The 22,610-nt window shown below is 64.3% G+C and carries 23 protein-coding genes and 1 tRNA gene; 13 read left to right on the plus strand and 11 right to left on the minus strand.

Translation table 11 applies throughout. The features are described from left to right. Positions 1–29: 29 nt before the first annotated feature. The 5 genes from A9K66_RS10040 (at position 30) to A9K66_RS10060 (ending at position 6,711) form a co-directional block, all read left to right on the plus strand. Complete coding sequence (locus tag A9K66_RS10040; protein WP_067323083.1) at positions 30–1,673, plus strand: ABC transporter substrate-binding protein; 1,644 nt, start codon at positions 30–32, stop codon at positions 1,671–1,673. Then, positions 1,663–2,607, plus strand: coding sequence for an acetamidase/formamidase family protein (locus A9K66_RS10045; protein ID WP_067323087.1), 945 nt, complete (start codon positions 1,663–1,665; stop codon positions 2,605–2,607). Before A9K66_RS10040 ends, A9K66_RS10045 begins: the two co-directional genes overlap by 11 nt. A gap of 151 nt (positions 2,608–2,758) precedes the next feature. After that, positions 2,759–4,567 (plus strand): ABC transporter ATP-binding protein, encoded by a 1,809-nt coding sequence (locus tag A9K66_RS10050; RefSeq protein WP_067323090.1) that lies wholly within the window; start codon positions 2,759–2,761, stop codon positions 4,565–4,567. A 129-nt stretch (positions 4,568–4,696) separates the two neighbouring features. Further along, positions 4,697–6,091, plus strand: coding sequence for a multicopper oxidase family protein (locus A9K66_RS10055; protein ID WP_067323093.1), 1,395 nt, complete (start codon positions 4,697–4,699; stop codon positions 6,089–6,091). A gap of 125 nt (positions 6,092–6,216) precedes the next feature. Then, positions 6,217–6,711, plus strand: a complete 495-nt coding sequence (locus A9K66_RS10060; protein WP_067323095.1) for a hypothetical protein — start codon at positions 6,217–6,219, stop codon at positions 6,709–6,711. A gap of 54 nt (positions 6,712–6,765) precedes the next feature. Here the strand turns inward: A9K66_RS10060 and A9K66_RS10065 are convergent, their stop codons facing one another. After that, positions 6,766–6,945: a hypothetical protein gene (locus A9K66_RS10065; protein ID WP_067323098.1), complete on the minus strand. Its 180-nt coding sequence runs from the start codon at positions 6,943–6,945 to the stop codon at positions 6,766–6,768. Positions 6,946–7,220: 275 nt separating this feature from the next. On the opposite strand from A9K66_RS10065, the gene A9K66_RS10070 reads away from it, so the two are divergent. Further along, positions 7,221–7,556, plus strand: coding sequence for a hypothetical protein (locus A9K66_RS10070; RefSeq protein WP_156751053.1), 336 nt, complete (start codon positions 7,221–7,223; stop codon positions 7,554–7,556). A 37-nt stretch (positions 7,557–7,593) separates the two neighbouring features. On the opposite strand, the gene A9K66_RS10075 is transcribed toward A9K66_RS10070, so the two are convergent. Further along, a tRNA-Ala gene (locus A9K66_RS10075) sits at positions 7,594–7,669 on the minus strand. Between the two features lie 140 nt (positions 7,670–7,809). Here A9K66_RS10075 and A9K66_RS10080 point away from each other — a divergent pair. Both A9K66_RS10080 and A9K66_RS10085 read left to right on the plus strand, forming a co-directional pair. Beyond that, on the plus strand, positions 7,810–8,100 hold the full coding sequence (locus tag A9K66_RS10080; RefSeq protein WP_067002157.1) for a YggT family protein: 291 nt from the start codon (positions 7,810–7,812) through the stop codon (positions 8,098–8,100). 9 nt (positions 8,101–8,109) lie between these two features. Then, complete coding sequence (locus tag A9K66_RS10085; protein ID WP_067323104.1) at positions 8,110–8,421, plus strand: DUF167 family protein; 312 nt, start codon at positions 8,110–8,112, stop codon at positions 8,419–8,421. Between the two features lie 106 nt (positions 8,422–8,527). Here A9K66_RS10085 and A9K66_RS10090 read toward each other — a convergent pair whose 3' ends face one another. The 3 genes from A9K66_RS10090 to A9K66_RS10100 are packed head-to-tail and all read right to left on the minus strand — an operon-like array spanning position 8,528 to position 11,259. Then, positions 8,528–9,409 carry a MurR/RpiR family transcriptional regulator gene (locus A9K66_RS10090; protein ID WP_067001412.1) on the minus strand — a complete coding sequence of 294 codons (882 nt, stop codon included), beginning with the start codon at positions 9,407–9,409 and terminating at the stop codon, positions 8,528–8,530. Positions 9,410–9,418: 9 nt separating this feature from the next. After that, positions 9,419–10,486, minus strand: a complete 1,068-nt coding sequence (ugpC, locus tag A9K66_RS10095) for a sn-glycerol-3-phosphate ABC transporter ATP-binding protein UgpC (protein ID WP_067323107.1) — start codon at positions 10,484–10,486, stop codon at positions 9,419–9,421. A 2-nt stretch (positions 10,487–10,488) separates the two neighbouring features. Next, positions 10,489–11,259, minus strand: a complete 771-nt coding sequence (locus A9K66_RS10100; protein ID WP_067323110.1) for an SDR family oxidoreductase — start codon at positions 11,257–11,259, stop codon at positions 10,489–10,491. A 168-nt stretch (positions 11,260–11,427) separates the two neighbouring features. On the opposite strand from A9K66_RS10100, the gene A9K66_RS10105 reads away from it, so the two are divergent. The 4 genes from A9K66_RS10105 to A9K66_RS10120 all read left to right on the plus strand — a co-directional run bounded on the left by A9K66_RS10105 (position 11,428) and on the right by A9K66_RS10120 (position 16,262). Beyond that, positions 11,428–12,657: a sugar ABC transporter substrate-binding protein gene (locus tag A9K66_RS10105; protein WP_067002159.1), complete on the plus strand. Its 1,230-nt coding sequence runs from the start codon at positions 11,428–11,430 to the stop codon at positions 12,655–12,657. 305 nt (positions 12,658–12,962) lie between these two features. After that, positions 12,963–13,832 carry a sugar ABC transporter permease gene (locus A9K66_RS10110; RefSeq protein ID WP_067323139.1) on the plus strand — a complete coding sequence of 290 codons (870 nt, stop codon included), beginning with the start codon at positions 12,963–12,965 and terminating at the stop codon, positions 13,830–13,832. Continuing rightward, entirely contained in the window at positions 13,829–14,656 is an 828-nt protein-coding gene (locus A9K66_RS10115; RefSeq protein WP_067001418.1) for a carbohydrate ABC transporter permease, read from the plus strand. The genes A9K66_RS10110 and A9K66_RS10115 overlap by 4 nt, the downstream gene beginning before the upstream one ends. 79 nt (positions 14,657–14,735) lie before the next feature. After that, positions 14,736–16,262 (plus strand): M81 family metallopeptidase, encoded by a 1,527-nt coding sequence (locus tag A9K66_RS10120; protein ID WP_067323113.1) that lies wholly within the window; start codon positions 14,736–14,738, stop codon positions 16,260–16,262. A gap of 109 nt (positions 16,263–16,371) precedes the next feature. On the opposite strand, the gene A9K66_RS10125 is transcribed toward A9K66_RS10120, so the two are convergent. The 6 genes from A9K66_RS10125 to A9K66_RS10150 form a co-directional block, all read right to left on the minus strand. Beyond that, the gene (locus A9K66_RS10125; protein ID WP_067323142.1) at positions 16,372–18,426 is read right to left on the minus strand and encodes a M3 family metallopeptidase; all 2,055 of its coding nucleotides are present in this window, start codon (positions 18,424–18,426) and stop codon (positions 16,372–16,374) included. An 82-nt stretch (positions 18,427–18,508) separates the two neighbouring features. Next, positions 18,509–18,925, minus strand: coding sequence for a hypothetical protein (locus A9K66_RS10130; protein WP_067323116.1), 417 nt, complete (start codon positions 18,923–18,925; stop codon positions 18,509–18,511). Positions 18,926–18,935: 10 nt separating this feature from the next. Beyond that, on the minus strand, positions 18,936–19,577 hold the full coding sequence (locus A9K66_RS10135) for a carbonic anhydrase (RefSeq protein ID WP_067001427.1): 642 nt from the start codon (positions 19,575–19,577) through the stop codon (positions 18,936–18,938). Between the two features lie 129 nt (positions 19,578–19,706). Continuing rightward, positions 19,707–20,471 carry a DUF429 domain-containing protein gene (locus A9K66_RS10140; protein WP_067323120.1) on the minus strand — a complete coding sequence of 255 codons (765 nt, stop codon included), beginning with the start codon at positions 20,469–20,471 and terminating at the stop codon, positions 19,707–19,709. Further along, a complete protein-coding gene (gene pdxY, locus A9K66_RS10145) occupies positions 20,468–21,349 on the minus strand; it encodes a pyridoxal kinase PdxY (protein ID WP_067323123.1) in 882 nt (293 codons plus the stop codon). The genes A9K66_RS10140 and pdxY overlap by 4 nt, the downstream gene beginning before the upstream one ends. Positions 21,350–21,361: 12 nt before the next feature. Continuing rightward, positions 21,362–21,613: a hypothetical protein gene (locus A9K66_RS10150; protein WP_067001435.1), complete on the minus strand. Its 252-nt coding sequence runs from the start codon at positions 21,611–21,613 to the stop codon at positions 21,362–21,364. A 155-nt stretch (positions 21,614–21,768) separates the two neighbouring features. On the opposite strand from A9K66_RS10150, the gene A9K66_RS10155 reads away from it, so the two are divergent. Next, the gene (locus A9K66_RS10155; RefSeq protein WP_067323126.1) at positions 21,769–22,413 is read left to right on the plus strand and encodes a LemA family protein; all 645 of its coding nucleotides are present in this window, start codon (positions 21,769–21,771) and stop codon (positions 22,411–22,413) included. The last annotated feature ends 197 nt before the right edge of the window (positions 22,414–22,610 follow it).

Consider the following 22,610-nt stretch of genomic DNA (forward strand, 5'->3'; position numbering starts at 1 on the left):
GGCAACAACCAGAGAAAGGGAACAGTGACATGAGACGATTTCTGGCATCCACCGTGGCGGCCTCGGCGCTTGCGCTGATGCTCGGCATGGCAAGCGCGCGCGCCGACGACGCGATCGACCCTAACGCCAAGCAGGGCGGCGCCATCACCATCACCTACAAGGACGATGTCGCGACGCTCGATCCGGCGATCGGCTACGACTGGCAGAACTGGTCGATGATCAAGAGCTTGTTCGATGGCCTCATGGACTATGAGCCCGGCACCACCAAGCTGAAGCCCGACCTTGCCGAAAGCTACGAGATCTCGCCGGACGGCAAGACCTTCACCTTCAAGCTGCGCCACGGCGTGAAGTTCCACAATGGCCGGGAGATGACGGCCGACGACGTCAAATACTCGCTCGACCGCGTCACCAATCCGAAGACGCAGAGCCCGGGCGCCGGCTTCTTCGGCTCGATCAAAGGCTATGACGAGGTCGCCGCCGGCAAAGCGAACAGCCTCTCCGGCGTCACCGCGGTCGATCCCTATACGATCAAATTCGAGCTGACCCGCCCGGACGCCACCTTCCTGCATGTCATGGCGATCAATTTCTCGCATGTGGTGCCGAAGGAGGAGGTCGAGAAATACGGCGCCGACTTCGGCAAGCATCCGGTCGGCACCGGCGCCTTCAAGCTTGCCGAATGGACGCTCGGCCAGCGCATCGTCTTCGAGCGCAACCCCGACTACTGGCACAAGGGCCTGCCGCATCTCGACAAGATCACCTTCGAGATCGGCCAGGAGCCGATCGTGGCGCTGCTGCGCCTGCAGAAGGGCGAGATCGACGTGCCCGGCGACGGCATTCCGCCGGCCAAGTTCCAGGAGGTGATGAACGATCCGGAGCAGAAGGCCCGCGTCGTGGTGGGCGGGCAATTGCACACCGGCTACATCACCATGAACACCACCATGCCGCCCTTCGACAATGTGAAGGTGCGCCAGGCGGTGAACATGGCGATCAACAAGGACCGCATCGTTCAGATGATCAACAACCGCGCGGTGCCGGCCAATCAGCCGCTGCCGCCGTCGATGCCCGGCTACGACAAAGCTTTCAAGGGCTACCCCTATGACGTCGCCAAGGCCAAGGCCCTGCTTGCCGAGGCCGGCCACCCAGATGGCTTCGAAACGCAGTTGTTCGCCATGAACACCGACCCCAATCCGCGTATCGCGCAGGCGATCCAGCAGGATCTGGCGGCCATCGGCATCAAGGCCAGCATCCAATCGCTCGCCCAGGCCAACGTGATTGCCGCCGGCGGCGATAAGTCCGGCGCGCCGATGATCTGGTCGGGCGGCATGGCCTGGATCGCCGATTTCCCGGATCCGTCCAACTTCTACGGACCGATCCTCGGCTGCGCCGGCGCGGTGCCGGGCGGCTGGAATTGGGCGTGGTACTGCAACAAGGATCTCGACGCCAAGGCTGCCGAGGCCGATTCGGTCGTCGATCCGGCAAAGTCCGCGGATCGCGAGAAGATGTGGAGCGCGATCTACGACAAGATCATGGAGGACGCACCCTGGGCGCCGGTCTTCAACGAGCAGCGCTTCACGCTGAAGTCGGCCCGCATGGGCGGCGCCGACAATCTCTATGTCGACCCGGTCCATATCCCGATCAACTACGACAATGTGTATGTGAAAGATGTGCAGTAACTGCGACTACACCATCCACGGGCGCCATCACCACTTCGGCTGGGACAATTCCTTTGCCCCGGCCGAGCGCGTGGCACCTGGCTCGACGATCGAGTTCCAGTGCCTGGATTCTTCCGGCGGGCAGCTCAAGGCCGACAGCACCGTCGGCGATATCGCCAATCTCGATTTCGGCATGATCAACCCGGTGACCGGGCCGATCTTCGTCGAGGGCGCCGAGCCCGGCGACGCGCTGAAGGTGACGATCGAAATGTTCAAGCCGTCCGGCTTCGGCTGGACGGCGAACATTCCGGGCTTCGGTCTGCTTGCCGACGACTTCAAGGAGCCGGCACTCAACATCTGGAAATATGACGCCGGCTCGCTCGAGCCGGCGCTGTTCGGCAGACACGGCCGCGTGCCGCTGAAGCCGTTTGCCGGCACGATCGGCAACGCGCCGGGTGAGATGGGCCACCATTCGGTGGTGCCGCCGCGGCGCGTCGGCGGCAATCTCGACATAAGGGACCTTGCCGCCGGCACCATTCTCTATCTGCCGGTGGAAGTGGCAGGCGCGCTGTTTTCGGTCGGCGACACGCATGCCGCGCAGGGCGACGGCGAAGTGTGCGGCACTGCGATCGAGAGTCCGATGGACGTCGTGCTCAAGCTCGACCTGGTGAAGGACGCGCGGCTGAAGACGCCGCGCTTCACCACGCCGGGCCCGGTGACGCGGCATCTCGACGCCAAAGGTTATGAGGTGACGACCGGGATCGGGCCCGAGCTGATGACCGGCGCCAAGCAGGCGGTCAGTCAGATGGTCGACCTGCTGGCCGGCCGATACAAGCTCGACCCGGTCGACGCCTATATGCTGGTCTCGGTCTGCGGCGATCTCAGGATCAGCGAGATCGTCGACATGCCGAACTGGGTGGTGTCGTTCTACTTCCCGCGCTGCGTGTTTGAATGAGAGGTCGGCGCCCCACCCCCGCCCCGCTGCTTCGCAGCGACCCTTCCCACAAGAGGGAGGGTAAAACGCCAGCGCCCTACCTCCCCCTCGTCGGGAGGTCGGACCAAAGGTCCGGGTGGGGACCGGCGCTCCGACTTGCTCGGGGAGAGCAATGACGCAAAGCGTTCGCGAAGTTCCATCAGCGCTGGCCGGCGAGGCGGTGCTGGAAATCGCCGGCCTCAGCGTCAGCGTGCGCGGCGAGGATGGCGAGCGCGAGGTGGTATCCGGCCTATCGCTGTCTCTCAAACGCGGCGAGACGCTGTGCATCGCCGGCGAGTCCGGCTCCGGCAAGTCGATGACCGCGCTGGCAATCATGCAATTGCTGCCGCAGCCGGCCGGCCGCATCGCCGCCGGCACGATCCGGCTTTGCGATAAGGATGGCAGTGCCGTCGAGCTGACGGTGCTCGACGAACGGCGCATGCGCGACATTCGTGGCGACCGCATCGCCATGATCTTCCAGGAGCCGATGACCTCGCTCAATCCGGTGCTGTCGATCGGCCGGCAGCTCACCGAGTCGATCGAGGCGCATACCGGTGTATCCCACACGGAGGCCAAGCTGCGCGCGGTCGCGGCGCTAAAGGCGGTGCGCATCTCCGAGGCCGAAAGCCGGCTGAAACAATTTCCGCACGAGCTGTCCGGCGGCATGCGCCAGCGGGTGATGATCGCGATGGCGCTGGCGCTCGAACCCGCAGTGCTGATCGCCGACGAGCCGACGACGGCGCTCGACGTGACGGTGCAGGGCGAGGTGCTGGAACTGCTGCGCGACCTGCAGCGCCAGCACGGCACCAGCGTGATCCTGATCACCCACGACATGGGCGTCGTGGCCGAAATGGCCGATCGGGTGATCGTCATGCGCAACGGCCGCATGGTCGAAGAGGGGACGACATCGGCTATTTTTGCCAGGCCGCAAGCCGCGTATACGCGCGAGCTCCTTGCCGCCGTTCCGCGCATCGGCTCCGGCGCGCGCCGCCGGGCTTCCGGCGAGTCCGACGTGGCGGCAATGCAAGACAAGGTGGCGGTCGTGAAAGACCTGCATGTCCGCTTCGACCTGCGCGGTGGCTTCTTCGGCCGCGTCAACCGAAGGGTGCATGCCGTCGAAGGCATTAGCTTCTCGATCGCGCCGAACGAGACGCTGGCGCTGGTCGGCGAATCCGGCTGCGGCAAGTCGACCACCGCCAAGGCGCTGGCCGGCCTCGTTCCTTATAGCGGCGGCGTGACGATCGGCGGACGCGAATTGTCCCGCCTCGGGCGCGACGAGCGCAAGGCGGTGCGACGAGACGTGCAGATGGTCTTCCAGGACCCTTATGCCTCGCTCGACCCGCGCATGCGCGTCGGCGAGCTGGTGGCGGAGCCGCTGCTGATCCACGGCATCGGCTCGAAGGAAGAACGGCGCCAACGCGTGGCAGCGCTGTTCGAGCGGGTCGGTCTGTCGTCTGAGCAGATGGAACTTTATCCGCATGAATTCTCGGGCGGCCAGCGCCAACGCATCTGCATCGCGCGGGCGCTGGCGCTGAGGCCGAAGCTGATCATCGCCGACGAGAGCGTTTCGGCGCTCGACGTTTCGGTGCAAGCGCGCGTGCTCGATCTGTTGAAGGAGCTGCAGCGCGAATTCGGCGTCGCCTATCTGTTCATCTCGCACGACATGGCGGTGGTCGAAAACGTCTCGGATCGTGTCGCCGTCATGTATCTCGGCCAGATCGTCGAGATCGGCAGTCGCGACCAGGTGTTCTCCAATCCGCGCCATCCCTATACGCGGCGGCTGATCGAGGCCGTTCCTGTTCCCGATCCGTCATTGCGCCGGACACGCTTTGCCCGTCTCGATCGCGAAATTCCAAGCTCGGCGCGGCGGATCGGGGAGAGCGTGCCGAAACTGGTGCTCAAGGATTTCGGCGGCGGACATTTCGCCGCCGTCGGAGATTGATCAGGGCCACGGCCTGCCGCATTCAGCCTGGCATTCGATTGGCTTTCGGGAGCGGCGATCTGTCCGTTTCGGAATGTGCGCGAATGATGGTAGAGCCTGAAGCCGCCACTCACCCATTTCGGATTCTCAATGTCGGTCCTCACACGCCGCAAACTCCTGCAGGGCGCCGCGGCGGCCGGCGCGGCCGGCATCGGCCTCTCGACCGCCGGCAAGTTTGCCGGTTGGGCGGCGGCGAAACCCGAACCGCTGATCTTGAAGACGGCAGGCATTGCAGCGCAGTTGATGGCCGGCGCGCCAACGAAGAATGTCCTGACCTATGGCGAGGCCGGCCCGCCGCCGGTCATCAGGATGAAGAAAGGCAAGCCATTCGCTGCGCGGCTCGTCAACGGCATCGACGACCCGACGACCATCCATTGGCATGGCATCCGCGTTCCCAACAAGATGGACGGCGTGCCGTTCATGATCCAGCCCTATGTGTATCAGGGCGATCATTTCGACTACGCCTTCGCGCCGCCAGACGCCGGCACTTTCTGGTATCACCCGCATTGCAATACGCTGGAACAGATGGGCCATGGGCTGACCGGCGTCATCGTGGTGGAAAACCCGAACGATCCTGCCTTCGATGCCGAAGTGGCGCTCAATCTGCGCGACTGGCGCCTCGGCGATGACGGCCAGTTCATCGCGCAGTTCCGGCCGCGCGATGCGGCGCGCAGCGGCACCTATGGCACGGTGCGCACGGCCAACTGGCTCGACCAGCCGCAATATGACGCGCCGGCCGGCGGGCTGGTGCGGCTGCGGGCCGCCATCACCGACGTCACGCGCATCTATGGCTTCCGCGTCGACGGCGCCGAGGCCGCCGTCATCGCGCTCGACGGCAATCCGGTGCCGCAGCGCTTTGCGCCCGACGCCCTGCAGCTCGGGCCCGGACAACGGCTGGAGCTTGCCATCCGCATGCCCGACGACGAAGGCGCGATCGTCAGCCTGCGGGATGTCAGGGGCACGAAGCCAAAGGTTCTGGCGACACTGCGTGCGGTCGGCCAATCGCTCAAGCGCGATCTTCGCGATCTCGGCCCGCTCGAGCCCAATCCGGTGGCGGAGGTGGACGTCGCCGCCGCGAGGCGCATTCCGCTGGCGCTGAGCGCCACGGCCGAAAATGTCGCGGCCGACAGCATCTGTGGGTCGCTCGGCTATAGTTTCTGGGCGATCAACAAGGTGCCGTGGCCGGGCGACACGCTGGACCCGACCGCGCCGCTGGCCGAGCTGAAACTCGGCCAAAGCTACATCATCGACATGGAAAACCTGACGCCGCACGCGCACCCGATCCACCTGCACGGCATGAGCTTCAAGGTGCTGTCGTCCTCGACGCGCGCGGTCCAGCCGCTTATCTCCGACACCTATCTGATCCAGCCCGACGAGAAGGTGCAGCTGGGCTTTGTCGCTGACAACCCCGGCGACTGGCTGCTCCACTGCCACATCATCGAGCACCAGAAGACGGGCATGACGAGCTATTTGCGCGTAGCGTGAGCGCATGGAGCGGTAGGCGCCCTCGCCTTTGACGGGAATTCGCGGACCTCGACGGGTTGACGCCCTTGCCCGCTTGCCTAGGTAGCCAAGAGGCGCTGGGGCGGCACGCAACTCCGACCGACGGCATGACATCTTTGCGCATTCGAAAACTTGCCCTTGTTGCGGCAGGCATCTCCATCCTGTCGTCCTGCGTCATCCCCGACGATACGTCGCGGGTCGCGAAAGAGGATGCCACCACGGCGGCCGCCCGCCGGGAAATGGTCGGCCTCAGCGAGGCCGATGTTCGCATGTGCGCCGGCTTTCCGACCGCGACCGCCGATGTGGGACCTTCCGGCCAGATCTGGACCTATCAGCGCAGCGTGCAGCGCGGCAATCTCAACATCGCGGTGCCGACTATGGCCCTGGGCGCTATCTCCGCGGTTGGAGGGTCCGTCAACGTCGCGCCCGGCGGCTATTGCAACACGCAGATCCGCATGCTCGGCGGCCGTGTCGCGGAAGTGACCTATGCCGGCGACAACAATTTGCCCAACAGCATCGATGCGCTCTGCGTCAGCACGGTGGACGCCTGCGTGGCCTATGCGCGACAGCGCAATCGCAAAGCGACGGCGGTCTCCAGGTGATCGGGCAATACCGGCTACGCGGAGCCTCCAGTTGGCACTTATCCTGGAGCTACCTTAGCGTCCGCCGGGATGAATGGCGCCGGGCTCTTTTTCGGAGGCGCCGGGTGAAACTTGCCGGCCCATGTTTGTGCGGGTTTCGGGCGGCGAGGCGTCCATCAAGTTCCTGACCTTGGCGTTGTTGTGCGCATGGATGATGGCACGGCCGAGATGGAGCAGGATTCCCACCGCTGACATTAATACTTCCTCCGTTGGGATGGCGGATACGTCGGCGGCGGGACGCCCAACCCAATGCGCCCCGTCTGTTTCGTGTCAATGACGCGGAAGATGGCTTCTCGTTGCCAATTCGTGACCTGGAAACAGAGCAGGCCGCGCGCAGGACGCAGGATGCGAGTGGAAACATGATCTGACGCCCATATGTGCGGCGGGAAAGAAAAGTGATCCTGGTCGCCGCAAATCGTCCCGAATCCGAAGGTCTTTCGGCCGCCCAATTCGAGACGATGGAGAGGTCGATGAAATTGTCCGTCCTTACCCTTGCCGGCACCATGCTGACGCTGGCGCCCGCGGTTCAGGCGGCGCCGATGATCGGTATCCCGGCTGGAGACGGCCTCGTGCAGCAGGCGCATGTGACATGCGCGTACCTGACGGAAGACGGCTATTGCGTGCGCCCGCACAAGAAGCACAAGCATTGGAAGCGCGAGCGGCACTACCGGCCGGTCTATCGCACCTACGAGCCGCAGCCGTCGGACGAGTATTACTGGCGCTACGAGCGCCAGCGGCCGATTGTCCGCGTCATCCCCGGCTATCCGCGGCAGGATGAAGACAATTGGGACGATTGGGATGATTGAGCGACTGGCGGGCCCAGAGCCCGCCCCTGCTTTCGGCTGGTGGAGCTGAGGGGGATCGAACCCCTGACCTCATCATTGCGAACGATGCGCTCTCCCAGCTGAGCTACAGCCCCGTTCCAGCGGATCGGCTTGTATCGGTCGCGGTGGTTTGATGTCAAGGCGAAACGGCTGCCCGGCATCGAGCGCCGAAACGGCCGGGCCTTGCCGGTTCCGCGCGCAATGGCTACATGTCGGCGACAATTTGGAGACCGGCATGATCGCCCTTATTCAAACCATCGTCATGGCGCTTGATATCTACTGGTGGATCATCATCGCCTCGGCGATCTTTTCCTGGCTCTATGCCTTCAACGTCGTCAACTCGCGCAACCAGTTTGTCGGCACCGTCGGCAATATGCTTTACCGTCTGACCGAGCCGGCGCTGCGGCCGATCCGCCGCTACATGCCCGATCTTGGCGGCATCGACATCTCGCCGATCATTCTTCTTTTGATCATCTTCTTCATCCGCCAGTTTTTGATCACCACCGTCTTCTCCTGGGTCGCTTAAGGCCGATCCATGGCCTCGCCGTTCCGTCCGCGCGACGACGGCATCGACCTTTTCGTGCGGCTGACGCCGAAGGCGGCAGTGGATCGGATCGAAGGCATTGAGATGGCCGCCGACGGGCGCAGCCATCTCAAGGCGCGTGTGCGCGCGGTGCCGGAGAACGGCGCCGCCAATACGGCGCTGGAGCGGATGGTGGCGAAGGCGCTTGGCGTGCCGGGATCGGCGGTTTCGGTGGTGGCCGGAGGCACGTTCCGGCTTAAGACGCTGCGGATCTGGGGTGATGCGGCTGAGCTGGCGAAGCGCGTCGAGGCGCTTTCCGGGTAATCCAAACTTGAGAGGCAGGGCGGGCCGGCGCCCGCCTCTGTCCTGCCGGACATTCCCCCCGCTTGGGTTCCTACTCGGGGGAGATCGGCAGTTCAGCGCCGGCGCTTCAATCTCCCAGCGGCAGCTTCGGATCGTCGACCTTCAGCGTGTTCACGCTCTGCTTGATGCGGCGCAGGTTCTCCAGCACCTTCGGCCCGCGCGATTCCGCCACCGTGGTGGCGATCATGTCGAGAATGGCAAGCAGTGCGTAGCGCGACGAGGTCGGCTTGTAGATATTGCCGTCCTCGAAAGACTGCAGCTGGATAACCGTGTCGGCGACCTTGGCCAAAGCCGAATCGGGCGCGGTGATGGCGACGGTGGCTGCCCCATATTGCTGCGCGACCTCGACCGCCTCGATGACCGAGCGGGCATAGCCCGAGACCGAGAAGGCGACCAGCGTCGTCTCCGGTGTCGCGACCGCCGCATACATGCGCTGTAACTGGCCGTCGACCTGGGCGAGCGCCGAGAGGCCCAGCCGGAACAGCCGATTTTGCATCTCCGTCGCCATCATCGAGGAGATGCCGCCGGAGCCGATGCACAGCACATTGCCGGAACCGGCGATGCGGGCGCCGACAGCCATCAGCGTGGTCATGTCGAGATTTTCGCTGGCGCGCTGGATGGCGGCGACCGCTGCCTCGGTAATGGCGGAAGCGATGCGCTGCTCCCGCGCGTCGCGGCTGAGCGGTTCCGGCGACAGGTACTGACCGCCGATGGCGATCGCCTGCGCCAAATAGAATTTGAAATCGCGCAGGCCCTCGCAGCCGAGATTGCGGCAGAAGCGGGTGACGGTCGGCTCGCTGACGCCGACACGCGCGGCAATCTCCGAAATCGCTGCCTTGGAGGCGAAATCGAGATCGGAAAGCACCAAGCCGGCCAGCCGGCGGTCCGATTTGGTGCCGTCCTGCGACATCAGTTGCAGGCGGGTGATGATGTCGGCCGGGGTCTTCATCCTTTCATCTCACAGCGGCAGGCCCGTCGCCTTGTCGAAGAGATGGATGTTGCGCGGGTCGACGCTCACTGGCAGCCGGTCACCCGGCTTCACCTGCAGCCGGTCGTGGAACACGGCGCGTACCGTGTCGTCGCCGATCGAGCCATAGACATGGGTCTCTGAGCCGGTCGGCTCGACCACGTCGACGTCGATGGCGATGGCATCGTCACGCGCGCCGATGATGAAATGCTCGGGGCGGATGCCCGCCTCGACCGTGTCGCCGCCGGACGCTGTCTTGCCGGCAAGCGCCAGCCGGCCGCCGCCTTTGGTCTCGAACCAGGACTTGGCGTCGGCGGTCTTCAGCGCGCCGGAAACAAAACTCATCGACGGCGAGCCGATGAAGCCGGCGACGAACTTGTTGGCCGGCCGGTCGTAGAGTTCGAGCGGCTGTCCGACCTGTTGGATGCGGCCACGATCCATCACGACGATGCGGTCGGCCATGGTCATGGCCTCGATCTGGTCGTGGGTGACGTAGACGATGGTCGATTTCAGCCGCTGGTGCAGCGCCTTGATCTCGGTGCGCATCTGCACGCGCAACTGCGCGTCGAGATTGGAGAGCGGCTCATCGAACAGAAAGACGGAGGGCTCACGCACGATGGCGCGGCCCATGGCGACGCGCTGACGCTGGCCGCCGGACAACTGCCTGGGATAGCGGTCGAGATAGGAGAAGAGGTTGAGCACGCCGGACGCTTTCTTCACCTTGTCGTCGATCGCGGCACGCGTCTCGCCGCGGATCTTCGGGCCGAAGCCGATATTGTCGGCGGCCCTCAGATGCGGGAACAGGGCATAGGACTGGAAGACCATGGCGATGTTGCGCTTCTGCGGCGGCAGGTCGTTGGCACGGGTGCCGCCGATCACGAGATCACCGGCGGAGATCGTCTCCAGCCCGGCCAGCATGCGCAGGAGCGTGGACTTACCGCAGCCGGACGGACCAACCAGCACGACGAACTCGCCGCTTTTGATCTCGAGGTTGATGTCCTCGAGGATTTTATGCTGGCCGAAGGATTTCGACAGGTTGCGAAACTGGACATCGGTCATGGTCACGCTCCCAAAATGTCGTCGATGAAAGGCAGGTAGCCGGCTGTCAGTCCGGCGTCCACCGGCACCACGGCGCCCGTTATGCCGGATGCGCGGTCGGAGGCAAGGAAAGCCACGGCCTCGGCCACTTCCGACGCATTCACGATGCGGCCGAGCGGATAGAGCCGCTTCAGCCGGCCGAGGATCTCGGGATCCTTAGCCAGGCGATGATCCCAGGCGGCGGTGCGGATCGAGCCAGGGCAGACGACGTTGGCGCGCACGCCGCTGCGGCCAAGTTCGACGGCGATCGACTTGGCGTAGGCGTTGATGCCGGCCTTGGCGGCGGCATAGGCCGGATTGCCGAAATGCGCGATGGCGTTGACCGAGGAGATGAAGACGACGCTGCCCGAGCCGCGCGCGGCCATCGCCTTGACCAGCGGATCGGCGAAACTCATCACGCCGGCGAGGTTGAGGTCGAGCTCCTGTTCTATTCTCTCCGGCGTCAACGCTTTCAGCGTCTCGGCGCGCGTCCAGCCGGCATTGTTGACAAGGATATCCGGCACGCCGTCCTTGTCGAGCAGGCTTGAGATCGCCGCTTCGATCGAGGTGCGGTCGAGCAGGTTGAAAACGTGGCACGAGGCGATGTACGGGCTGGTCAGCGCCTCGGCCGACTGGTCGCAGCCGACGATGCGGCCGCCGCGCTCGGCCATCAGCGCCACGATCGCCGAGCCAAGACCGCCGCCGGCGCCGGTGACGACAATTGTCTTGCCCTCGAAATCGCCTTGCGACACCACGATCAGTGCTCCTCGCCACTTCCGACAGGGAGAACGCTACCCAACGAAATGTAATTAAGCAACATGATAAACTGCTTGCTTCCCCGAAAACCATCGATAATGTAGGAAAGTAACATAAATCCTGTGCCAACCGGCCAGGCGCGAATGCGCATTATGGGAGGAGATCAGATGAGCCTTGCGAAATGGACTGTCGGCCTGTTGGCCGGAATGAGCATGCTGGCGCTTGCCGCGCCGGCCGATGCGGGCGAGGTGCGCGTCACCGTCGCCGAATACAGCGCCAAGACCGGCCCCTATTTCGAAGAGGTGAAGAAGGAGTTCGAGGCGGCCAATCCCGGCATTACCATCAAATATGAAGTGGTGCCGTGGGACGTGCTCCTACAGAAGCTGACCACCGACATCACTGCCGGCACCAATGCCGATCTATCGATCATCGGCACGCGCTGGCTGATCGACTTCGTGCAGCAAGACGTCGCCGAGCCGCTCGACAGCTACATCAAGCCCGAGTTCAAGGACCGCTTCATAGATACGTTCCTGCAGCCCTCGATCATGAACGGCCATACCTATGGCCTGCCGATCGCCGCCTCGGCGCGTGCCATGTATTACAACAAGGAGCTGTTCGAGAAGGCCGGCATAGCCAAGCCGCCGGCAACCTGGACCGAGTTGCAGGAGGACGCGCGCAAGATCAAGGCGGTCGGCGCCTTCGGCTACGGCCTGCAAGGCAAGGAGATCGAGACGGACGTCTATTACTACTACGCGATGTGGTCATTCGGCACCGAGATCCTCAACAAGGACGGCACGTCGGGCCTGAGCACGCCGGGCGCGCTTGAAGCGGCCAAGCTTTACAAGTCGATGATCGACGAGGGCCTGACCGAGCCTGGCGTGACCTCCAACAACCGCGAGGACGTGCAGAACCTGTTCAAGCAGGGCAAGGTCGGCATGATGATCACCGCGCCATTCCTCTCCAACCAGATCAAGGAAGAGGCGCCGAGCCTGAAATACGGCGTCGCCGCCATTCCGGCCGGGCCGACCGGCGCGCGCGGCACCTATGGCGTCACCGATTCCATAATCATGTTCAAGAACTCCAAGAACAAGGACGAGGCCTGGAAGCTGCTCGACTTCCTGTTCACCAAGGAGCAGCGCGCCAAGTTCACGCAAGGCGAAGGCTTCCTGCCCGTGAACAAGGAAGAGGCGAAGATGGACTATTACGTCAACAACGCCGACCTCGCCGCCTTCACCGCGCTGTTGCCCGACGCTCGCTTCGCGCCGGTCATCCCGGGCTGGGAAGAAATCGCCCAGATCACTTCCGACGCCATGCAGAAGATCTATCTCGGCAGCGCCGAGCCGGAGGCCGCCTTGAAGGAGGCGGCAGACAAGGCCAACGGCGTACTGAAGAAATAGGGCGTATCTCCCTGCGCCCGTGGCGCGCCCCACCCCGTCGGGGCGCGCCACATCTCTCCGGCTTGGCAATCGCAGGAAAACGGGCGCGGTTTTCTGTCGGATTGCGGAAGAACGACCGGGCAATCGGTTCAGACAAGGACAATCATCGATGTCGGCTCAAACGCCGGCGAGGAATGCAAATCCCGAAGCAATTGCCCAGGAAGAACGACAGCCAAGCCGGCAGGCCAGCGAAATTCCAATGCGGGGACCGTGCCTTGAGCACCAATGCCACTGCCATCTACCCGCAACGCGGTGCAAGCCAGCCGATGCAAAGCCGTATCGTGCCCTATCTGCTGACGCTTCCCAGCCTTTTGCTGGCGGCGGTGGTGATCTTCTGGCCCGTCTGGGATCTCGTGCAGATCTCGACGCATGACGTGAATCGCTTTGGCCAGCTGCGCGACTTCAGCGGCCTGGCCAATTTCCGGGCGCTTGCTGCCGATCCCGATTTTGTCGCCGCCCTGTGGCGCACCGGCCTATGGACCGTGCTGGTGGTCGGCGGGGCGCTGCTCTTGTCGATCCCGGTGGCGATCATCCTCAATACTGACTTCTACGGCCGTGGACTGGCCCGCGTCATCATCATGCTGCCCTGGGCGGTGTCGCTCACCATGACGGCGGTGGTATGGCGCTGGGCGCTCAACGGCGAAAGCGGCATGCTGAACTCGGGGCTGATGAAGCTCGGCCTGATCAGCCAGAACATCCAGTGGCTGGCGAGCGCCGAGACCGCCTTCCCGATGCAGGTGCTGATCGGCATACTGGTGACGGTGCCGTTCACCACCACGATCTTCCTCGGCGGCCTGTCGTCGATCCCCGACGATCTCTACGAAGCCGCGGCGCTGGAGGGCGCGACCCCCTTACAGCAGTTCCGCGAGATCACCTTTCCGCTCCTAAAACCGTTCATCAACATCGCGATCGTGCTCAACACGATCTACGTCTTCAACTCCTTCCCGATCATCTGGGTGATGACTCAAGGGGGACCGGCGAACTCCACCGACATATTGGTCACCCATCTCTACAAGCTCGCCTTCCGCATCGGCAAGCTGGGCGAGGCTTCGGCGGTGTCGCTGGTGATGTTCGTCATCCTGCTCATCTTCACCATGATCTATGTGCGGCTCGCCATGCGGGAGCAACGCACATGAGAAACGGCAAGCTGAAACGCTCGATCATCGCCTGGCTGCTGCTTGCGCCATTGATCGTGGTGACGATCTTCCCCTTCGCGGTGATGTTCCTCACCGCGGTCAAGCCGCGGACCGAAGTGCTGACGCCAACATGGTGGCCGAGCGAATTCCGCTGGTCGAATTTCGCCGACATGTGGGTGGCGACCGGCTTCGGCCAGGCGCTTCTCAACTCGCTCTATGTCTCGGCGCTGGCGACGATCGGCGCCATCCTGATCTCGGTGCCGGCGGCATATGCCATGTCGCGCTTCCGCTTTGCCGGTTATGGCGCCTTCCGCCAGTTCCTGCTGATCTCGCAGATGATCTCGCCGATCGTGCTGGTGCTTGGCCTGTTCAGGCTGATGGCCGCCTGGGGGCTGGTCGAGAGCACGACGGCACTCGGCTTCATCTACATGGCCTTCAACGTCGCCTTCACCGTCTGGATGCTGCAGAGCTATTTCGACACCATTCCGCGCGACCTCGAGGAGGCCGCCTGGATGGAAGGCGCCGGCCGCTGGCTGACGCTGCGCAAAGTGTTCCTGCCGCTTTGCCTGCCGGCAATCGCTGTGACGGCGATCTTCACCTTCATCAACGCCTGGAACGAGTTCGTCGTGGCGCTCACCATGCTGCGCAGCCAGGAAAGCTACACGCTGCCGATCCAGGTTTTCTCGCTGGTCGCCGGCCGCTACACGATCGAATGGCACCATGTCATGGCGGCCACGCTGCTGGCAACGCTGCCGGTGGCGATCCTCTTCATCTGGCTGCAGCGCTACCTGGTGCGCGGGCTGGCATTAGGAGCGGTGAAATAGCAATCCCGGCAATTCCAGGAAAACTGTGCAGCGGTTTTCCGTCCGGAATTGCCAAAAACAAATAGTCCACGGAGTTTTGATGCGCATCTTCACCGCCTCCCTGGCGACGGAAACCAACACCTTCTCGCCGGTGCCGACCGACCGGGCCTCGTTCGAGATGGCCTTCTATGCCGGCCCGGGAAAGCATCCGGAGACGCCGACGCTGTGCTCCTCGCCGATCGTGGCGCTGCGCCGGCGTGCGGCCAGCGAAGGCCTGACCGTCATCGAAGGCACCGCCACCTGGGCGGAGCCCGGCGGGCTGGTGCAGCGGCAGACTTTTGAGGCGCTGCGCGACGAGATCCTCGACCAGCTCAATGCCGCCCTGCCGGTCGATGCGGTGATCCTCGGCCTGCACGGCGCGATGGTGGCGCAGGGTTATGACGACTGCGAGGGCGACCTGCTGGAGCGTGTGCGCGCAATCGTCGGGCCGAAGGTGGTGATCGCCTCGGAATTCGATCCGCACAGCCATCTGACGCCCAAGCGCGTCGCGGCCTCCGACATCATGGCCTATTTCCTCGAATTCCCGCACACCGATTTCTACGAGCGCGGCGAGCATGTGATCGAGCTCGGCCTTGCCGCGGCGCGGGGCGAAATCAAGCCGGTGATCTCGACGTTCGACTGCCGCATGATCCAGGTGCTGCCGACCAGCCGCGAGCCGATGCGCTCCTTCGTCGACAAGATCAAAGCGCTGCACGGCAAGGACGGCGTGCTGTCGGTCTCGGTCATCCACGGCTTCATGGCCGCCGACGTGCCGGAAATGGGCACGCGCATCCTCGTAATCACCGACAATGACAAAGAAAAAGGCGACCAACTCGCCGAGACGCTGGGACGCGAGCTCTATGCGCTGCGCGAAAAGACGGCGATGACGATGCTCTCCGCGTCCGCCGGCATCGAGCGGGCGCTTGCCGTGCGTGCGGCACAGAAGGACAAGCCGGTCGTGATCGCCGATATCTGGGACAATCCGGGCGGCGGCGTGCCGGGCGACGGCACCATCGTGCTCTCCGAATTGCTGGCGCGCGGGATCGACAGGGTCGGCGTCGCCACGATCTGGGATCCGATCGCGGTGACCTTCTGCCAGGCGGCCGGCGATGGCGCCGTCATCGACCTGCGCTTCGGCGGCAAGGCCGGGCCGCAGGCGGGCGAGCCGATCGACGCGCGCGTCACGGTGCTCAAGGCCGTCAGCGAGGGCTGGCAAAGCTTCGGGCCGAGCCGGGTGACGCTCGGGCCGGCTGCGGTGGTTCGCATCGAGGGCACCGAGGTCGACGTCATCCTAAACACCAACCGCACGCAGACCTTCGAGCCGGACATCTTTTCCAATATCGGCGTCGATCCGATGTCGAAGGACATCCTGCTGATCAAGTCGACCAACCATTTCTACGCCGGCTTCGCGCCGATTGCCGCCGAGGTCATCTATGTCGCGGCGCCGAGTTCTTATCCCAGCAATCCGGCGGCGACGGATTACAGGAAGCTGACGAGGCCGATATGGCCGAGGGTGAAGGATCCGTGGAAGGATGAGGCTCCTCCTTCTCCCCCTGTGGGAGAAGGTGTCGCCGCAGGCGACGGATGAGGGGTGCTCCAAGGAATGCTGACGTCTCACTCCGCTGGAACACCCCTCATCCGTCTCGGCGCTCCGCGCCGATCCACCTTCTCCCACATGGGGAGAAGGGAGGGGCGCGCTACACCAACCCTCTTTTCACCATCATCGCCTCGGGCGAAGGCATCTTGCCGCGGAAGGCCGTGTAAAGCTCTTCCGGATCCTTCGCTCCGCCGGCGGCGTAGATGTTCTTCCTCAGCCGCTCGGCCAGTTCCGGGTTGAAAGGATCGCCTGTTTCCTCGAAGGCGGAAAAGGCGTCGGCGTCCAGCACCTCCGACCACATGTAGGAATAGTAGCCGGCTGAATAACCTTCGCCGGCGAAGATATGACCGAAATGCGGGGTGCGATGACGCATGGCGATGGTGTTGGGCATATGCAGCTTTTCCAGCGTTTCAGCCTCGAACGGAAGCGGCTCGGCCGGCGCGTCCGGCCTTGCGTGATAAGCCATGTCGATCAGCGCCGAGGCGGTGAACTCGACCGTGGCGAAGCCGGCGCCGAAGGTGCGTGCGGCGAGCATCTTGTCGAGCAGGTCCTTCGGCATCGGCTTGCCGGTCTTGACGTGCAGCGCATGCTTTTCCAGCACCGCCGGCACCGTCAGCCAATGCTCATAGAGCTGCGAGGGCAGTTCGACGAAGTCGCGGCTGACCGAGGTGCCGGAGACCGACGGCCAAGTGACGTCGGTCAGCATGCCGTGCAGCGCATGGCCGAATTCGTGAAACAGCGTCTTTGCTTCGTCGACGGAGAGAAGGGCCTGCTCGCCGGCCGGCGGCTTGGCGAAGTTCATGATGTTGTAGATGACGGGCTTCGCGCCTTTCCCAAGCTTGTAGCCGGATTTCAGCGCGCTCATCCAGGCGCCGGAGCGTTTCGAGGGCCGCGCGAAGTAATCCGCCAGAAACAGGCCGCGCTCGCTGCCGTCCGCGTTCTTGACCACGAAGACGCGCGCGTCGGGATGCCAGGCGGCAATGCCCTTCTTCTCCTCGAAGCTGACGCCGAACAGCTTGGTCGCGACATCGAAGCAGGCGTCGATGATGCGCTCAAGCTGCAGGTAGGGCTTCAGCTCGGCTTCGTCGAAAGCGAATTTCTCCGTGCGCAGCTTCTCCTGGTAGAAGCGCCAGTCCCATGCCGCGAATTTGTCGTTGCTGCCGGCTTCGGTGGCCAGCCGCTCCAACTCCTTCTGATCGGCGGCCGCTTTTTCCAGCGCCTTTTCCCAGACCGGATCGAGCAAGTTGTGCACCGCCTTCGGCGTCTTCGCCATCGTGTCGTCGAGCTTAAGCGCCGCGAAAGACTCATAGCCGAGCAGCTTCGCCTTCTCGGCGCGCAGCTTCAGCATGTCGCGCACCACATCGGTATTGTCGCTGGCGCCGCCATTCTGGCCGCGCATGATGAAGGCGCGGAAGGCGATCTCGCGCAGGTCGCGGCGCTCCGAGAAGGTCGAGAACGGCTCGTAGATCGAGCGCGACAGCGTCACCGCATAGCGACCTTTCTGGCCACGCATCTCGGCCGCCTCGGCCATCGAGCTCTTCAAGAAATCCGGCAGGCCGACGAGATCAGCCTCGTCGAGGAACAGCGCCCAGTCGCGTTCGTCGGCCAGCACATTCTGGCCGAATTTGGTGCCGAGCGAGGAGAGTTCCTCGTTGATTGCCGCCAGCCGCTTCTTGCCTTCCGCATCGAGCTTCGCACCGGAGCGGACGAAGCCTTTCCAGGTCTTTTCCAGCACACGCAACGTCTCGGGATCGAGGCTCAGCCTGTCGCGGCGCTGGTAGAGGTCGTCGATGCGGGCAAACAGCTTCTCGTTCATCGAGATCGCGGAGAAGTGCCGCGACATCTTGGGCGAAATCTCGCGCTCCAGCTGCTGGATGGTGTCGTTGGTGTGGGCGCCGGCACGACACCAGAAGATCGACGAGACATGGTCGAGCGGCTCGCCGGCGAGCTCAAGTGCAGCCAGCGTGTTTTCGATCGTTGCCGCCTCGCTGTTGCCGGCGATCGCGTCGATCTCAGCCTGGTGCGCTGCCAGCGCCGCGTCGAAGACCGGCCCGAAATCATTGTCGCCGATGCGGGTGAAATCGGGCAGGCCGAGCGGGCCTTGCCAAAGCGTCAGCGGATGGGCGGAGAGGTCGACGGTCTTTGACATGGGCAAATCCATAGGCGCTTTTGGTGGGGCTGAATGCAGGCGGGTTATCCCGATGTAGGGCGGTGCTCGGCACCGCGCAACAACAGGATCAGTAGGCGCTGCAGTCCTGCGCGACCGCCGTCTGGGTGCTGGCGGTGATCCGGCCGCCGACGACGGTGAAGGTCTCGCGCATCAGCGTGTCGTTCTCGGGGAAATCGTAGCAGGCGAGCACCGTGGTCTCGCCCTTTTCGCTCTTCTCGATGCGATGGCGGATGGCGGCGCCGGCAACCGCGCCTTGCCATTCGTCGATCGACGCGAGGAATTCCTGCTTGTCCTGGACGACGCCGACATCGTCGAGCTTCATGTGCACCTCTTCAGAAAGCAATTCGGACAGTTCGGTGCGGTCGGCGACCAGGAGTGCCGAATACCAACGATCGATGACGGCGCTGTCATCGGCGCTGGCGCTGATCGTCGCGGACAGCAGCAGCGCTGCCGCAAGGAGAAACCTACACCAGATCCGCTCCATCAGCCCTCCATCAAAGCTCCGGCCGCTCGAAATCGCCGGTCTCCTTGTTCATCACCCAGAGCTCGCCGGTCGAGATGTCGAACCAGGCGCCGTGCAGGGTAAGCTTGCCCTTGCCCTCGAGGATCGAAACGCAGGGGAATGTCCTGAGATTGGCGATCGAATAGCGGATCGAGATGCGCTCCAGCGCCGTCTGCCGCTCGGTCGCCGTCATGAAGGTGCTGGACGAGACGGTCTCGGCAGCCGGCGCGATCAGGCTCATCCATTTGCCGATGAAATCGCCAGGCGACAGCGGCGCAAAATTGGTATCGAGCGCGGCGCGGATGCCGCCGCAGCGGCCATGGCCCATCACCACGATGTTCTTCACCTTCAGGCTCTGCACAGCGAACTCGAGCGCAGCAGAGGTCGAGTGGAACTCGCCGTCCGGCTCATAGGGCGGCACGAGATTGCCGACATTGCGCAGCACGAAGAGCTCGCCCGGCCCGGCATCGAAGATCGCTTCGGGGGCCGAGCGGGAATCGCAGCAGGCGACGATCATGGTCTCGGGCGCCTGGCCCTCACGCGCCAGCGAGCGGTAGCGGTCGCTTTCGGCGGGATAGCGGCCGCTCATGAAGTTGCGATAGCCGGTCAGCAGATGTTCGGGGAGATGGGGCATGGGCGCCTTTCCGGGTTTGGGGCGGCAGCTCGTTGCGATCGAAAAAGCCTCTAGCGGCAAAAGCCGGTCGCGGGCAATGCCGAATTGCGGATGGCGGCGTCGCAAACGCATGCCGGCCGCCCCGTTCGGTTATGCCCAGATGGCGACCTGAATGCCGAAGCGGTCGGTCAGCGGCGGATCGGGCGAGGGCCGCGCCTCGCCGCTGGCGATGCGGCCGGCGATCAACATCATGGCGGCCGCGTCGAGGAAGTCGTCGCTAGCGGCACCCTTCGGCGGCGCCTGGTCGAGGAAGGTCTTGTCGTAGCCTTGCCGGCAAAGCAGCGCCTTGCGCTCCTCCATGCCGGCCGGGCTGATAGTGCCCTTGATCTTCTTGGGCAGGATCATCGCGGTGCCGCCGTTCAGCCGACAGAAGGCGACTTCCGGGTGCGATTCGAAGATGCGGCCGCGTAAATCCGGTCGCGCGATCAACAGCTGGTCGATCTCGCGGATCTTCGAAAAAATGCCGAAGGCCTGGATGGAAACGCCGCGCGGCGGATTGGAAGTCGTCATCGCCACCTCGCTTGCCCGCCGGTGCGCGGCATACCAGGCTTCGACCGTGGCGAAGTTGCCGGTATCCGCGTAGAGCGCTGCGCGCGATGGTATGGCAAAGACGCTCGACTGCCGTGCTCCGAGCAGCGGCCGCACCAGCGCCTCCGGCCCGCGACCGCCGCGGCTGGAAAAATCAGGCAGGCCGATCGGCATGTCGACGGCGATCGTAGCGTCGGGCAGGGCCTGTAGCAGAGCCTCGAAAGTCGCGAAGACCGATGCCGATGGCGGCGCGCCAGGTTCGCGATGGACGGCGATCCAGCCGGCCTTGCAGCCGTCGACGCCGGCCAGCACGCCGCCTGGCGTCACGCCCGCTTGTCCCGCCCGGGGTGAAGGAGATGGCGAAGCTGCACCATGGCCATCGGATGCGACAGGCTCTGCGCGTCGGTCTCCAATTGCAGCTCGTCGCCGCCGCGTTTGGCGGTGCGGGCAAGAATCTCGTAGACGGCGGCCGTGGTCGACTGCAGCGCCTTCGCTGCCGGCTGGCCGGAAAGGATGCGGGCGAGATAGACGGCGGCCGTCAGGTCGCCCAACCCGTTCGGCGGCTTCTCGATCAGGCGGTGCTCGGCAAGCAGCGCGTGTCGGTCGTCGAGGAGGAAGTTACCGGTGCCGCCCGCCATCATCGAGGGTGCCGAGGTGACCAGCATGGTGGAGGGACCGGCGTGCAGGGCGGCCGCCGTCACCGACTTGATGTCGGGCAGCGGCGCCCCGGCCATCCATTCGAGCTCGTAGCGGTTGGGCATGGCGATGTCGGCGATCGGCATCAGCCTGTCGCGCAGCGCGACGGCCGTCGGCTCCGGCAAGAGCCCGCCTGAATCGCCCATCACCGGGTCGCATACATAAAGGGCATCCGGCGTCCTCGCCTTGACGGCCGCAACCAGCGAAGCGACGGCCTCCGCCTGGCCGGCCTCACCGAGATAGCCCGAGAGCACCGCGCTCACCTCGCCCAGCCACGGCGCGCGCTCGAGGTCGGCCATCAGCGCCTTGAACTGATCGAGCGGCGGCACGATGCGGGTGGCGCGGCTGTGGCCTGGGTGCCAGGGCAGGATCACGGTCGGCACCGCCCAAACCGGGAAACCCAGCGTCTCCAGCGCGAAGACCGCGGCGCGGTTGCCGACCGAGCCGCGGGCGACATGACTGGAGATGACGATGACCGCGCGCGGCGCGTCGGTTTTATCAGCATTCATGAAATTCGGTTCCTAGCCACCCTGCGTGGCGGCATACACCAGCCAGACCAACAGCCCAATGGCGATGATGAGGCCGAGCGTTCGGCCAATGCGGGTGCCCCAAACTTCGATCGGATCGGAGCGGTCGGCATCGGCCGCGGTCACGTGGTCGCGTGCGTCCTTCGCGGTGCGGGCGACGAAGGAAGCGCCGCCCGGCGTCGTTTCGCGCGCCACGCGCTCAAGGATGCGGCGCGATTCATTCTCGTCGTCCCGGCGCTCGGCCATGGCAAATGTCCTTTCCGGCCCGGAGCTTAGCCTGTTCGGTCGCGTATTCACAGGGGCGAGCGACCAAGATCAGAGCGCTGCCACGACCGGGTCATTTTCTTGCGCACGGATTGTGGTAATGCTTCGCATCACAACTTCTGTCGAGGGGACCAATCATGTTCGCCGAGCGCCTTCTTCTACCCTCCGCTTTCCGCAATTTGCCGGCCTTGCTGATGATGGCCTTCGTGCTGCCGCTGCTTGCCGGCTGCGGCTACAACACCATCCCGACGGCGGAGGAGAATGCCAGGGCGGCCTGGAGCGAGGTGCTCAACCAGTATCAGCGTCGCGCCGACCTGATCCCCAACCTGGTCGAGACGGTGAAGGGCTACGCCTCGCACGAGAAGGACACGCTCGACGCGGTCGTCCAGGCGCGCGCCAAGGCGACGCAGATCACGGTGACGCCGGAGACGCTGAAGGATCCGGAAGCCCTCAAAAGATTCCAGGATGCCCAGGCCGGGCTGACGGGCGCGCTGTCGCGGTTGATCGCGGTCTCGGAAAACTATCCCGACCTCAAGGCCAACCAGAATTTCCTCGCGCTGCAGGCGCAGCTCGAGGGCACCGAGAACCGCATCGCGGTGGCGCGTCGCGACTACATCCAGGCGGTCAAGGAGTACAATCTGACGCTGAGGACCTTCCCGTCGGTGCTGTGGGCGACATTCTGGTTCCGCGGCAATGAGCCGTTTGCGAACTTCACCGTAGAGGAAGACAAGATGCAGGTGCCGAAGGTGGATTTCGGCACGAGCACCAAGCAGGGCGGGTGAGCGGCGCGACTCAAATTTCGAGCTTGCAGGCCTTGCGTTCCTTCGCGCCCCCCTCTGTCCTGCCGGACATCTCCCCCTCTTGGGGGGAGATCGGCAGTTTCGCTGACCGTGCATCTCCTGCAACGCAGGCGGTTGGCGAAGGCGGCGGTGACATCCAATCTCCCTCCTTGCGGGGGAGATGGCCGGCGGGCCAGAGG

It is taken from the genome of Mesorhizobium sp. AA23, from assembly GCF_001672435.1.
Lineage (GTDB): Bacteria > Pseudomonadota > Alphaproteobacteria > Rhizobiales > Rhizobiaceae > Mesorhizobium.